This is a genomic window from Microcoleus sp. AT3-D2 (assembly GCF_036705715.1).
In the GTDB taxonomy this organism is placed as follows: Bacteria; Cyanobacteriota; Cyanobacteriia; order Cyanobacteriales; family Microcoleaceae; genus Microcoleus.
The window spans coordinates 1-15,547 of sequence record NZ_JAUBVE010000030.1; the positions used below are offsets into that span (position 1 = coordinate 1).

Here is a 15,547-nt window from a genome sequence, read left to right on the forward strand (position 1 = left end):
TCTATCCTTGCTCTTCGCTGTGCTTATCTCAACGGTCAACTTTCAATTTGATGTATTTGCCAAACTGAGATGCACCCAATTACCTCCACTATTTCCGCATCCCTCAACTCAGGCTACTATTAGCAAAATAAGGTCAAAAAAAATTGGATAATAGAACCTAGATTTATTTCAAAAGTCCCGATTAATATTGCCATTTATTCCCATAGATAGAGGCTCAAACTTCCATTTGACTCAAGAGGCAAAAGGCAAATGCCGAGCAAAATAAATCACTAAAAATATTTTTAAAATGACACCATCTCCAAATTTAGTGTTAAGATAGAATCAAATAAGCCTGATGAGATTACTTCGGGGTGTATCTACTAATAATGCCCTTAATGGAGTCTCCAATATGAGTTCTAAAGTCGCTCAAGTTAACTCACAATCTGCTTTTGAAAAAATGCCACTGCGCTCCTTAGTCTTCATTGACTCCGGCGTGGAAGATTACGAGTCACTTACAGCGGGAGTGCTGCCGGGACAGCAGGTAGTAATACTCGATCGCACCAAAAACGGCATCGAACAAATCACCTCCGAGATGGAAAAGTACGCCTCTACTAACGGGGCGATAGACTCGGTTCACATTATTTCTCACGGCAGTTCTGGCAGCCTACAATTAGGCAATACCGCTCTGGGTTCAGATAACATAGAGCAATACAAAAGCCAGTTGGAAAAGTGGCAAACTTCACTAGCCCCACAAGCAGACATCATGCTGTACGGCTGCGATGTAGCAGGCGGTACAGGTGCTAATTTCGTCGATCAATTCAGTCAATTAACCGGGGCTGACGTTGCGGCATCCACCAACACAACCGGCCGTAGCGGCGACTGGAATTTAGAATTTGCCTCTGGCCAAATTGAATCTCCCTTAGCCTTGCAGTCAGAGGCTATGGCAAGTTACCAAGATGATTTAGCTACGATCGTAGTATCCAACAATAGCGATAGCGGGCCCGGTTCATTAAGGGCTGCGATCGCCAGCGCTGTTGCCGGTGATACAATTACCTTCGCTCCAGGTTTAGCCAGCCAAACCATTACTCTCACCAGCGGTCAACTCGATATTCCCGCTGGCAAAAACATCACGATTGACGGCGCCGCAGCAGCGGGTTTAACTATCAGTGGTAACAACGCATCCCGCGCGTTTTTTGTCAACGCCAACGTTGCCACTGCTACCAATTTTGTGGTCAAAAACCTGATTATTACTAACGGCAAAACTACCGATCGAGGTGGCGCGATCGGCACAACCGACGAAGTAAACCTCACAGTAGAAAACGTTCAGTTCAACAACAACGTCGCCGATAAAGGTGGTGGCGCAATTTTTGGTAATTTCAACAATACCCTGACTGTTACCAACAGTAAATTCAACGGCAACGTAGCCACCGCAGCTAACGATGAACGCGGTGCAGGTGCGATCGGCTTTTTGAGTTTCAAAACTTTTACAGTCACCAACAGCGACTTCACCAACAACAAAGGAATTAACGGCGGGGCAATTAACAGCCTTCAAGGTAAGCTGACAATTGACAACTCCCGATTCATCGGCAACGACACCACAGCAGCCACTTTCGCCACAGGGCAGCCCAATTCTTTCTTAAGAGGTTTCGGCGGCGCAGTTTATACCGATCGAGCCAGCAATCCCAGCGAAGCTTCCGGCACAATTAAGATTACCAATAGCGTATTTCAAGACAATAAAGGTCGAGGTGAAGGAGGCGCAGCTTATCTGTTCACCGGCAGCCAAGACAACGTTATTTTGGAAAAGAGCACCTTCCAAAATAACGAAATTCTGGCGCTACCCGGTGGAAATCCTGGAAACGGTGGTGGGGTAACGATTTTGAGCGACAACACCAACCAGGGATTGACTATTACCAACACCACCTTTGCGGGCAACAAAGCCGGCAATCAAGGTGGCGGCCTGTGGATGCGAAATGCCCCTACTACGATTACTAACAGTACGTTTTCTGGCAACTCCACGGCGTTTGCTGCTGGTGATTTCAACAAACTCGGCGGTGCAATGACTCTTGGTGCACCCACAACCATTCTCAACACGACGATCGCCGATAATTCTGCCGGCTGGGTTGGTGGAGGTATCTTCGCCACTGCCAATAATGTCACCCTCAAAAACACGATTCTTTCCAACAATACAGCGGCTAACGGAGGAAACCCTTGGGGCATTCAGCAACACGTCACCGCCCAATATAGCGATCAAGGAGGGAATTTTCAGTGGCCGGCCAAAAATCCCAATGACGGAAGCGATTTCAATGCGACGGCAAGTATTACGATCGCAGACCCCTTACTTGGGCCTTTGCAAAACCTCAACGGCGCTTTAGTCAGGCCGCTGCTGACAGGAAGTCCGGCAATTGATACAGGGATTGCCACCGGCGCACCCACTACGGATCAGCGCGGCGTGACTCGCCCTCAAGATGGCGACAGCATTCCAGGTGCGATCGTGGACAGCGGATCTTTTGAATTGGGAGGTAGTGTCGTCCCGGCCCCAACTCCGACACCCGCGCCGGCCCCAACTCCGACACCCGCGCCGGCCCCAACTCCGACACCCGCGCCGGCTCCAACTCCCACACCCGCGCCGGCCCCAACTCCGACACCCGCGCCGGCTCCAACTCCGACACCCGCGCCGGCTCCAACTCCCACACCTGCGCCGGCGCCGACTCCCACACCTGCGCCGGCGCCGACTCCCACGCCCGAACCGGCGCCAACTCCCACGCCCGAACCGGCGCCAACTCCCACACCCGAACCGGCGCCAACTCCCACACCTGCGCCGACTCCGCCGCCAACACCAACTCCTGCACCGACACCAACTCCAGCTTCGGATGATTGCCTACTCGATAGCCTCAACGCCCCGCAACTAGATCCTGCCACCATCACCCCCAACCCCGTCCAACAAACTATCAACGGCGGCGAGGATAGCGATTTCATCATGGGCGGTGTCATCAACGACTCAATTAACGGAGAAGCCGGCAACGATACTCTCTACGGCATGGGCAGCAATGACAACATTGACGGCGGCGCAGATAACGACTCAATCTTCGGCAATGGAGGCAGCGATTTCATCTCTGGCGGCGCTGGCAACGATACCATCTACGCTGGCAAAGATCCTGACACTGTTGTTGGTGGTGAGGGCGACGACTTGTTGAGGGGAGATTTAGGCAATGATACAGTTGCCGGCGGCGTTGGTAACGACAGCATTTTCGGCGGTAAAGATGACGATATCTTGCTGGGTGAAGATGGTGACGACTACATTTTAGGGAACTTAGGAAATGACACAATTAATGCTGGAAATGGCAACGATATTGCCTTTGGCAATGAAGGTGCAGACCTGATTTTTGGCGACATCGCTAACGATACCCTGTACGGCGGCAAAGAAAACGACAGTCTCGATGGCGGTGAGGGCAACGACTTGCTGTTGGGTGGCAATGAAAACGATGTACTCTGTGGCGACATCGGTAACGATACCCTGTACGGCGGAAAAGCTAATGATATTCTCAGCGGCGGTGCTGGGGACGATTTCCTTTCCGGGGATGTTGGGGACGATACTTTGACTGGAGGTTCGGGAAATGATGTGTTTTTCCTCAATCAAAGTTCGGGTAGCGACATCATTAATGATTTCCGCAAGGGAGAGGATTTAATTGGGCTGAATTCTGGTTTGAGTTTTAATCAACTCAGTATTACTTCCAGTAACAATCAAACTTTGATTACTGTGACGGACACCAATCAATTGTTGGCGAAGCTTAACGGTATTACCCCCGGTATTCTCACCGCTAGCGATTTCACTCAGGTAACAATCTAACTGCCTGGGGTAGGGTGCGCCATCAGCAGCCCGCCCGCTTAGAAGTGGTGAAGAAAGCTCTCAAACTCCTGAAATTTGGGGAATGACGTTAGCGCAGTCCGCCCCTATGGGGGCTACGCCAACGAAGAGGAGCGATCGATCTGATTCTTTTTAACAGCGATCGGTAATAAATCTTGTTTATTGCCGATCGCCCCCACCTAGAATGAGGCACATCAGTCTATTGCAATCCTGAGCTAGCTAGCCATAAGTAGTACCCGAATAAAGCCAGCTTTCTCAACCACTAAATTTCAGATTTTTGGGAACTTTTTCCAGGTAGGGAAAAACTTAAATTAATCAAATTTTTAGGCATTTTTCCTGGTTTTATCTAATGTGAATGTATCAGGTACTAGCTAGAGCAATTTTCAGGAATTCGGAACCCAGAAAATCTTTTCTAAATTTCCCCTGACCAAGGCTTCCAAATGGTTTGATGCACTACTTATCTGGCTAAGGGTGTGCATGGCAAATCTACATAGAGAGGTTCCCCGTATCCGACTATTTACATTAAATCCTCTCCATTTAATTGCTAAAAAAATCGCAACTTTCACACAGCTTAAGCTGATTTGGGAGACAAGTGTCGGATTTCACTTACGGAGAAAATTCAAGTTTTCCCCTAAATTTTAATCTCCCCGATGGATCACCGAGGTTTTATATCAAATCCGTTAGCATCGGAATAGTAAATTCGAGTTCACTGTTCACGGCGTTCACTGTCAACAGTCAACAGTCAACCGTCAACAGTCAACATCATTCCGGTGTAACCGGAAATGATATTAATTCTGACTGCTGCCTTCTGCATCTCTAGCCTTCCGCTTTCAAGGTGAATCTACCAGCAAATAGTAAACATTCTCATGGGTATGCCAAATGAGTTCAACTTTTGCCACCAACATGGATTCACAATCTGTTCTCCGCAATACTGGTTCTAAATCTATTGTCTTCATTGATCCCGACTTAGATGACTATCAAACTCTTGCGGGTGGCGTGCTTACCGGTGCAGAGATCGTCATTTTAGATAAAAATGGTAACGGAGTCGAGCAAATTACTGCGAAACTGCAAACAATTTCTGCTGCTGGGGAAACTGTAGACCAAGTTCACATTTTTTCTCACGGCAATTCTGGCAGCTTGCAGCTAGGTTCTGCAACGTTAAATGCGGATAATTTGCCGCAATATGAAAGCCAGTTGCAAAGGTGGCGAAATGCCCTAAGCGACAAAGCAGATATTGTGCTTTATGGTTGCGATGTGGCTGCGGGTTCGGGAAGCGATTTTGTTGATCGCCTGGGCGAGTTAACCGGGGCTGATATTGCAGCATCTAGCGATCGCACTGGCCGCGGTGGTAACTGGAATTTGGAGTTTGCCAAGGGTGATATTGAAGCACCGCTAGCCTTGACTCCAGAGGCAATGGCGGATTATCAAGGGACTTTAAAGACTATTACCGTTACCAACACTAATGATAGCGGGGCCGGTTCATTGAGAGATGCGATCGCCTCTGCAGCAGCCGACGATACCATTCAATTTGCCTCCACTCTTGCGGGTCAAACAATTACTCTAACGAACGGTCAACTTGTCATCAACAAAAACTTGACAATTGATGCCGTTGGTGCAGCCAATTTAACCATCAGTGGCAACAATGCTTCGCGGGTAATCCGCACAGAAGGTGCAACAAATGTTACTCTAAAAAACCTAATTGTTGCCAACGGCAAAGTTTCTGGAACCGATCCGAATAATGAGACAACTAGCGCCGGTGGTGGCATTCAAACAGGAGGTAGCAGCACTTTAACTTTAGAAAATTGTCAAGTCAATAATAATGTGGCCGGTTTTGGTGGCGGCATTTACACGGGTTTTCGCAGCACGACAAATGTAATTAACAGCAAGTTTAGCGGCAATGACGGTTCGCTAGCGGATAATACCGAACGTGGTGGCGGTGCGATCGCTACTAAAAGCGGCGGTGTTCTGACTATCAAAGATAGCGAATTTACCAACAACAAAGGCAGCTACGGCGGTGCTGTTAATAACCTGTTGGGCAGCATGACGATCGAAAACTCTAAATTCACAGGCAACCGCACAGAGAAAGGCGTTGGCGGAGCAGTTTACGTCGATGGCGCTAATGCTTCAGGACCGAATGCAACCCCCGGCCCCGTTGCCGGAACTATTGCTATCCGCAACAGTGTTTTTGATGGCAATATCGGAGCGAGAGAAGGAGGAGCGGGATTTTTATTTGGCTATCTTCAAGATAAGATAGTTTTGGAAAATAGCACTTTTGTTAACAATAAAGCTGTTAAGGATCTAGCCGGAGTTGGAGGTTCTGGAGGCGCAATTCGTCACGGAAATACCGAACTTACTGTAACAAACTCCACTTTTGCCAATAACCAAGCTGAAGATAATGGGGGCGGTTTGTGGTCAGGAGAGAATGGAAATATCAGCATTGTCAACAGTACATTTTCCGGCAACAGCGCTGCTAAGCAGGGCGGAGCAATGCTTGTCGCTAACAGAGATTCCTTTTCGACTAACATCGTCAATTCGACTTTTGCTAAGAATACCGCTGAATTTTCGGGAGGTATTGCTACTTTTAACGATCCTGTGAAATCGCCAATTACTGTCAAGAATTCGATTTTTGATAGGAATACGGCAAGTAATCCTTTTAAAACTAGGCAGCACACTGGACGGGAGCTCATCGATGGGGGAAACAATCTTCAATTTCCCGCTAAACTGACGACGGGCGATCCTAATGATAGTAATGTTACGGCAAATGTGACGATCGCAGACCCCTTACTCGGCCCTTTGGAAAATATTAACGGCGCTTTCGTGCTGCCGCTGCTAACAGGAAGTCCGGCAATTGATACGGGTACTGGTGCGGGCGCGCCGGCGGCAGATCAGCGCGGTGTGAGTCGCCCTCAAGATGGTGATAATAACGGAAGTGCGATCGTTGATATTGGCGCTTATGAATTTAACCCTACAGTCACGCCGAGTCCCACTCCGACTCCCACTCCAACTGAGACTCCGACTCCGACTCCGACTCCGACTCCGACTCCCACGCCCACACCGGAACCCACTCCTACTCCCACACCGGAACCAACTCCCACGCCCACACCGGAACCAACTCCCACGCCCACACCGGAACCAACTCCCACGCCCACACCGGAACCAACTCCCACGCCCACACCAACTCCAGCTTCGGATGATTGCCTACTCGATAGCCTCAACGCCCCGCAACTAGATCCTGCTACCATCACCCCCAACCCCGTCCAACAAACTATCAACGGCGGCGACACTACCGATTTCATCATGGGTGGTGTCATCAACGACTCAATTAACGGACAAGCCGGCAACGATACTCTCTACGGCATGGGCGGCAATGACAACATTGACGGCGGCGCAGATAACGACTCAATCTTCGGCAATGAAGGCAGCGATTTCATCTCTGGCGACGCTGGCAACGATACCATCTACGCTGGCAAAGATCCTGACACTCTTATTGGGGGAGATGGCGAGGACTTGTTGAGGGGAGATCTCGGCAATGATACAGTTGCCGGCGGCCTTGGCAACGACAGCATTTTCGGCGGTAAAGATGACGATATCTTGCTGGGTGAAGATGGGGACGACTACATTTTAGGCAACTTAGGAAATGACACAATTAATGCTGGAAACGGCAACGATATTGCCTTTGGCAATGAAGGTGCAGACCTGATTTTTGGTGAGGAGAGACATGACACGCTGTACGGAGGCAAAGAAAACGACAGTCTCGATGGCGGTGAGGGCAACGACTTGCTGTTTGGCGGCAATGAAAACGATGTGCTCTGTGGCGACATCAGTAACGATACCCTCTACGGCGGCAAAGCTAATGATATTCTCAGCGGCGGTGCTGGGGACGATTTCCTTTCCGGGGATGTTGGGGACGATACTTTGACTGGAGGTTCGGGAAATGATGTGTTTTTCCTCAATCAAAGTTCGGGTAGCGACATCATTAATGATTTCCGCAAGGGAGAGGATTTAATTGGGTTGAATGCTGATTTAAGTTTTAATCAACTCAGTATTACTTCCAGTAACAATCAAACTTTGATTACTGTGACGAACAGCAATCAATTGTTGGCGAAGCTTAACGGTATTACCCCCGGTATTCTCACTGCTACCGATTTCATTACTTTGTAGTTATTATACTAAATCCGGTTTGGCTATACCCTCGATTATTCTGCGTATCCTTCGGCGGTTGAAACCGCTACTAAACAAACGAAGTCCGCCTCTGCAGACTGAGAGATAAAGGGAGTAGTTAAGCCGGATTTAGTATTATAGTATAGTTCACTAAAAAGTAGCCAAGCATGATAATTATCCTCTAATCTTCTGATGCTATAGCCACACATATTAATCTATTATTCCTAATTAAGCGGACTTAATATTATTCGGTTTTAATCCGATCGCACAAATGTCTATCCTCCTCCTTCACACCGGCATTTGTTCGCAGATAATCCCCCACCCGATCGCACCCATAACCCAATTCATCGAGTTTGAGAATACGCTCTAGATCCCATAAAATCACAGTGCGATCGTCCCCGGCTGAGGCAATTTGTTTGCCATCAGGACTAAACGCAACTCCCCAAACGTTCCCTTCATGTCCGGTTAGCGTCGTTATTTCTGTCCCGTCAATTTTCCAAAGTTTGAGTGCGCCAGTTGAGCCTCCCCCCACCAGCATTTGACCGTCTGGACTGAAATCAACTGCCATCATGCCTCTAGTATTTCCCTGGAGGGTTTTGAGCAACGTGCCATCGATCGTCCAGAGTTTAATCGTGTCATCCCTGCTGGCAGTTGCCAAAGTGCGACCGTCTGGACTGATGGCAACTTCCCAAACAGGGCTGCGATGACCCTCTAGAGTCTTGGAAAACCTACCGTCAAGACTCCACAACCGAGCAGTGCTGTCGCTACTGGCTGAAAGCAGCCTCTGTCCGTCAGGGGTAAAGTCCACATCGTAAACCCTAGCCCGATGCCCTGTGAAAGTTCGTAGGGGCGGTGCCCCTGTACCCGCCCTGCCGTCCTTGTTCCACAGTTTCACAGTTTTATCGTTGCTAGCAGAAGCCAGTAGCCGACCATCTGGACTGACGGAGGCATCCCAAACTCCCGCCTCATGTCCTGTAATGGTTTTCAGCAGCGTCCCGTCGAACTGCCAGAATTTAATTGTTTTATCTTCACTAGCGCTAGCAAGGATGGGCGCGATCGCTCTGTTGGCAAAGCTGGCATCAGAGAGGAAAGCAACCGAGTGAACGGCAGTCTCGTTTCCGGCAAAAGACTTCAGCAACGTGCCGTCTCGCGCCCACAGTTTGAAACTGCCATCCGTACTAGCTGAAGCTAGCATCTGACCTTCGGGGGAGAAATCCACATCCCAAATCGTGCCGCCATGTCCGTAAAGGACTTTCGAGAAGGGGTTTGTCGGATTCCAGAGTCGAGCGGTATAGTCGTCGCTAGCGGAGACAACCATTTGACTGTTGGGAATAAAAGTAAGCCCGCGAATTCCAGATTGATGCCCTTTGAGGACTTTCAACAGCGTCCCGTCCGGCTTCCAGAGGTTGATGGTTTGGTCGGCGCTGGCGGAAGCAATCAGATCGCCTGCTGTGCTGACGGCGACTTCAAACACTTCCGAACTGTGACCGCTAAGAGTTCGTAGCAGCGTTCCGTCGGGTTGCCAGAGTTTGACTGTGTTGTCAGCGCTGGCAGAGATAATGGCGGGACGTTTTACGCCGCTATTGTCTGCAAGTAAAGCGAACTCAACTTCCCAAACTGCGGCGCCGTGACCTTCCAGAGTGTTCACCAGTTCGCCGTCTAGAGTCCAGACCTTGACCGTATTATCTGTGCTGCTAGAGGCGAGCAGGTTTCCATCCGGGCTAAAGGCAACACCCCAAACTGCACCTTGATGTCCGCTCAGGGTTTTGAGCGGTTTGCCATCAACGCTCCACAGGCGAATGGTGCTGTCTTCACTGGCGGAGGCGATGCGCTCACCGTCTGGACTCACGGCGATCGCCCAGATCGCAGCCTTGTGTCCCTGAAAGGTTTTGAGCAGCTTGCCTTCCCGACTCCACAGATAAATGTTGCCGTCCACGCTGGATGTTACCAGGCGCTGGCTGTCGGGACTAAAACGAAGGGCGTAGACGCTGCTGATCGTGTGTTGGAGAGTGTGCAGCAAGGTGCCATCCCGTTGCCAGATTTTGGCTGTTTGGTCGCCGCCGCCGGTGGCGATGAGTTGACCGTCTGGACTGACATCAACTGCCAGAACCGGGCTGGAATGCCCCAACAGGCGATTGAATTCTGCCGTTCCATAGATGGCTTGTTGCAGCACTTGTTGAACTTGAGATGGCAACTGGGGGCTGGAAGGCACGAGACTGTCGAGCCTGCGTCTGGCTTTGATGGCGCTCACGAGGGCATCTAATTGCTGTTGGGATGCGAATTGCCCTGCCGATGAGGAGGTGAGGGCTTGAACTTCGCTGATGCGGGCTTGCTGCTCGCTGGTGAGGGCTTGATGATATTGCCAAAGGGCGAGAATGCCAAAGGCGATCGCAACTATTAGCGCAGCGCTGAGCGCCCCAAGAAATCTTCGCTGCCGCTTCGCTGTCTCTCGCTCTAAAACTAACCGCTTGCGTTCTTCTGTGAGTCTGGCTTCAACTTCTCTGAGCCTCGCTGCTTCCAGCGCTTGCTGCACTTCCAGCCTGTCTAATTCGCCAGAAGCGGCTAAAAATTGATAGTCCAAATCGCTCAAACTTTTTCCCTGGGCCCAGTAGGAAGCGTCTTTTAACGATTGTCCGCGCAACAATCGCGATTCATCGGTTTGTTTTGAAGCGATCCAAGCATTGAAAGCTTGGGAGTAAGGACGCAGTTGCTCTAACTGTTTTTCTACCCATTGTAGGTGAAAAACTGCTTGATAAATCGGGTTATTTACCTTTAAAAAACCTTGGTATTTTACTGCCAAACCTGATAGCAGCAGTTCGATATGCTCTCGACTGTCATCCGCTTCAACTTCACCAAATTGTAAGAGGTTTTGATAGATACCTAAGCTACGTGCAGTGAGTTGTTCGTTGCGAATGATGCGATCGCGAATAGTCTTTAAATGCTCCGGCTCATCTTGCGATTCCCATTTATTGATGATGTTTTCTCTCACCAATGATTCTACAAAAAATCCCTCGGTTCCCGGTGGTATTTTTAAATCACCGCTGTGGGCTGACCCCGCCATTTTTACTACTAATTCACATATCTTTTGCGTTAAAAATGGCTGTCCTCCCGTCCAATCTAAGATTTCTTTGAGAACTGCCTGCGGATTGGCTATGACATTTTCTAACCCTTTCGCTAATGGTTGCGCTTCTTCTAAACTAAATCCTGACAAATCGATCGCTTGTCCGATATTAAAAGGTGTCCGATTTTTATCGGCGATTAAATCGCTGGGTGTAGCTACTCCGAAAATCGCGAAGGTAATCCGGTTGTATTCTGGATTAATGGCTCGTTGGTTGTAACAATAACGAATCAAGGCGAAAAAGTCATCGACGGGAAAATCTAAACTTAAAATACTATCAATCTCATCGACAAATATAAAAATTCGCTCGTTCGGAAATTTTACCAATAAAATCTCTTCAATAAATTGACTCAATCTTTGCAGGAGAGAAACTTCTTCTTGTTCTTGCCACCAGATTTTTAAATTGACTTTTCCTACAAGATGGAAACTGCGCCACAAATCCCCAACGATGCCTTTATACCACTGTAAAGGAGTAATGTTTTCGCTACCGATGCGGGTCATGTCGATCGTGCTGCATTGAAATCCTTCGGCTTGCAATCGATGGAAGGTGCGAACGAGAAGGGAAGATTTGCCCATCTGTCGGGAGTTGAGGACGTAGCAAAACTCGCCGAGTTTTAAGGCTTGATAAAGTTCGATATCTGCTTGTCGTTCGACATAGGTAGGCGCATCAGTTGTAAGACTGCCACCAATTTGGTAAGAGTAATCTTTCATAATTGATATTTAATTGTTTCGGATAATTTAACGATCGCCCACGGCATCGCACAAATGTCTATCCTCCTCCTTCACATCGGCATTTGTTCGCAAGTAATCTCGCACGCGATCGCAACCATCAGCCAACAAATCCACTTTCAAAACTCGATCCACATCCCACAAAACCAGCGTATTATCCTCACTCACAGAAGCCACAAATGACCCATCCCCACTATACGCTACCCCCCGAATCGCCGCAGAGTTACCTCGGATCGTCGTTAATTGGGTACCGTCAAGCTTCCAAAACTTCAGCGTATTGTCTACACTACCAGAAGCAATAATATTACCATCCGGGCTAAATGCCACCCCCCAAACCGCCACCGCATGACCTTCCAGAGTTCTCAGTAACTTACCATCCACAGTCCAAATCTTAACAGTATTGTCCCCACTGCCAGAAGCCAGAAATTTACCGTCAGGGCTAAACGCCACCCTCCACACCGCAGCAGTATGGCCTTGAAAAGTTCTCACCAAAGTACCATCAAGCTTCCACAACTTCACAGTACCATCCCCTCCTGCCGAGGCAATTAGCTGACCGTCAGGGCTAAATACCACCTGCCAAATAGGAGCATGATGTCCTGTCATAGTATGCAATAAAGTACCATCGGGCCGCCAAAGCTTGATAGTATTATCTTGACTTCCAGAAGCAATAATTTGACCGCTTGGACTGAAAGCTAATCCAAAAACCGTAGCGTTATGACCTACCAAATTTGCGATCGCTTTTCCGTTTCGAGTCCAGATATTCACCTTATTATCATTTCTGCCAGAAGCAATTAACTTGCCATCGTCACTCAGGGCAACAGCATAAATCGCAGCGTTTTCTACAGTGAAAGTCCTCAACAATTTACCTTGCCGACTCCAAAGCTTAGTCGTGCCATCCTCGCTGCCTGTAGCAATTGTAGAACTATCCGAACTCAGTGCGAGCGCCCAAATTCCGGCTTTATGTGCAGTAATCATCGTCCGCAATGGGTTTTGACTCTGCCACAGCCGCACCGTATTATCTGCACCCGCCGAAGCAATAAAACTGCCGTCTGGGCTCCAAGCTATCCCCCAAATCGCAGCAGTGTGACCTCTCAATGTCGTCCGTTCTGTTCCGTCAAGATTCCAGAGTTTAACAGTTTGATCGCGACTTGCAGAAGCAAGAGTCTGACCATCGGGACTGAAAACAACTCCCGATACTACGGCAGAATGACCTTCAAGCGTTCTAAGCAAAGTACCGTTTTTGTTCCACAGTTTCACCGTTTTGTCTCCACTTCCTGAAGCCACAATCTGACCGTCTGGACTAAACGCTGCTGCAGATACCACAGAAGTATGACCCCGGAGAGTTCTTAACAGTTTGCCGTCTTTGTTCCAGAGTTTCACCGTTTTGTCTCCACTTGCCGTAACAATAGTCTGACCGTCTGGACTGAAAGCCACTGAGGGTACCCCAGCAGTATGACCCTGGAGAGTTCTTAACAGTTTGCCGTCTTTGTTCCAGAGTTTCACCGTTTTGTCCATGCTGGCAGAAGCAATTGTTTGACCATCGGGACTAAACGCCACTGTCCAGATACCAGCAGTATGACCCTGAAAAGTTTTCAACAAAGTTCCGTTTCGCTGCCAAAGTTTTACAGTTCCATCATCACTTCCAGAAACAATAAACTGACCGTCCGGGCTAAATTTGACAGACCGAACGATCGCCTGATGACCTTTGAGTGTTGCTATTTCCGTTCCGTCCCGCCGCCACAGTTTAATAGTTTTATCCACACTTGTTGAAGCAATAAACTTACTGTCCCGACTAATATCAATTCCAATAACAGCCGCTTTATGTCCCGATAAACGGTTGTATTCATCCCCTTCATAAACCGCTTGACGCAATACATTGATAACTTGATTATCAATATTTTTATCCATTTTGCCTAAGTTTTGTAGTCGGCGCTTAGCTTTAATTGCTTCTATTAGTGCATCCAATCGGCGATTAGAGGCAAACAATCCCTCTGAGGAAGAAACCAGGGCTTTAATTTCACTAATCCGAGCTTCGCGCTCACTAATAATGGATCGGCGATACTGAAAATAACTTGTTACTCCTAAAGCACAGGCAAGTAGCAGTGCCATACTCACAGCAAATAGTAATGCCCTCTGTCGTTTAACTGCTTTTTTTTCTTGAATTAATCGCATTTGTTCCTGGGCCAGTCGCGCTTCCACTTCTTTGGTGCGTTCTGCTTCTAAAGCTTGTTGAACTTCTCGCCTATCTAGTTCGGCACTAGCAGCTAAGAACTGATAGTCTAGGTTACTTAAGCTTTTTTCCTGCGCCCAGATTTGACCATCTTTTAAAGCTTGTCCCCGCAAAAGTCGGGAAGAATCTGTTTGTTGTGAAGCAATCCAAGCATCGAAGGTTTGCGAGTAGGGGCGCAGTTGCCCTAATTGCTTCTCTACCCATTCCAGGTTAAAAACTTCAGCATAAACCCTGTTTCTTACCTGTAAATAACCATTGCTTTTAACAACTAATCCCGATAATAATAGTTCAATTTGTTCTGGTGAGTCATCAGTTGATACCCTTCCCGCTCTTTTGCTCAAAGGTAGAAATCTTTCATTTCCTTGTAGAGGCAATTCCCCTGTGGTTGCCCTATAAAGATTTGGGTCAGGCACGGAGGTACTGCCCCTATAGTCCTCTTCAAAGTCGCACAATGAAAAAGATCCGCTGGCTAAGGGGGGGTTAGATAGTAAAATTTGCTGGTAGATGCCGAGTAATCTGCCCGCGCGTAGTTCGTTGCGAATAATCCGCTCCTTTATGGTTTTTAAATGTTCCGGTTCATCCTGAGATTCCCATTTATTAATAATATTTTTTCGCACTAAACGTTCTACCCAAAATTCTTCTGCTTCTGCTGGAATTGTTACTACTTTTGGCGGTGTTGTTTGAGTTGCTAGGTAGGCTAAATAGCACAGTTTTTGCGTCAGGAATGGCTGCCCAGAAGTCCAAGCCAATATCTCTTTGAGAATAGCTTCATAATTATTGACTACACTTGCCAATCCCGCCGCTAATGGTTGGGCTTCTTCTAGTTCAAAACCTCGTAAATTTATGGCTCGACCAATATTAAAAGGAGTTCGTTTTTTATCAACAATTAAATCGCTAGGTGTAGCTACTCCAAATATTGCAAAACTAATACGATTATATGCTGGATTAATTGAGCGTTGATTATAGCAAAAGCGAATAAGGGCAAAAAAATCATCGACAGGGAAATCTAGACTGAGAACACTGTCAATTTCATCAATAAATATAATGATTTGTTGGTCAGGAAACTTGGCTAACAAAATATCTTCAATAAAATGACTCAATCTTTGCAGAAATGATACATCTTCTTCATCGCGCCACCAGGTTTTTAAGTTAACTTGCCCTAAAAGATTGAAGCCGCGCCACAGTTCCCCAATCATGCCTTTATACCACTGTAAAGGAGTGATATTTTCGCTACCGATGCGGGTCATGTCGATCGTGCTGCATTGAAACCCTTCGGCTTGCAATCGATGGAAGGTGCGAACGAGAAGGGAAGATTTGCCCATTTGGCGGGAATTGAGAACGTAACAAAACTCACCTCGTTTTAAGGCTTCATAAAGTTCTATATCTGCTTGTCGTTCGACATAGGTAGGCGCATCAGTTGTGAGACTGCCACCAATGTGGTAAGAGTAATCTTTCATAATTGATA

At 47.9% G+C, this 15,547-nt stretch carries 4 protein-coding genes; 2 read left to right on the forward strand and 2 right to left on the reverse strand.

The window, feature by feature from the left end:
- Positions 1 to 388 precede the first annotated feature (388 nt).
- Both QUB44_RS14760 and QUB44_RS14765 read left to right on the forward strand, forming a co-directional pair.
- A complete protein-coding gene (locus QUB44_RS14760) occupies positions 389 to 3,826 on the forward strand; it encodes a DUF4347 domain-containing protein (RefSeq protein WP_333368639.1) in 3,438 nt (1,145 codons plus the stop codon).
- An 897-nt stretch (positions 3,827 to 4,723) separates the two neighbouring features.
- Positions 4,724 to 8,005, forward strand: coding sequence for a DUF4347 domain-containing protein (locus QUB44_RS14765; RefSeq protein WP_333368643.1), 3,282 nt, complete (start codon positions 4,724 to 4,726; stop codon positions 8,003 to 8,005).
- 244 nt (positions 8,006 to 8,249) lie between these two features.
- On the opposite strand, the gene QUB44_RS14770 is transcribed toward QUB44_RS14765, so the two are convergent.
- Together QUB44_RS14770 and QUB44_RS14775 are read right to left on the reverse strand one after the other, a co-directional pair.
- Entirely contained in the window at positions 8,250 to 11,834 is a 3,585-nt protein-coding gene (locus tag QUB44_RS14770; protein WP_333368646.1) for an AAA-like domain-containing protein, read from the reverse strand.
- A gap of 27 nt (positions 11,835 to 11,861) precedes the next feature.
- Positions 11,862 to 15,539 carry a WD40 domain-containing protein gene (locus tag QUB44_RS14775; protein WP_333368649.1) on the reverse strand — a complete coding sequence of 1,226 codons (3,678 nt, stop codon included), beginning with the start codon at positions 15,537 to 15,539 and terminating at the stop codon, positions 11,862 to 11,864.
- Positions 15,540 to 15,547: the final 8 nt, after the last annotated feature.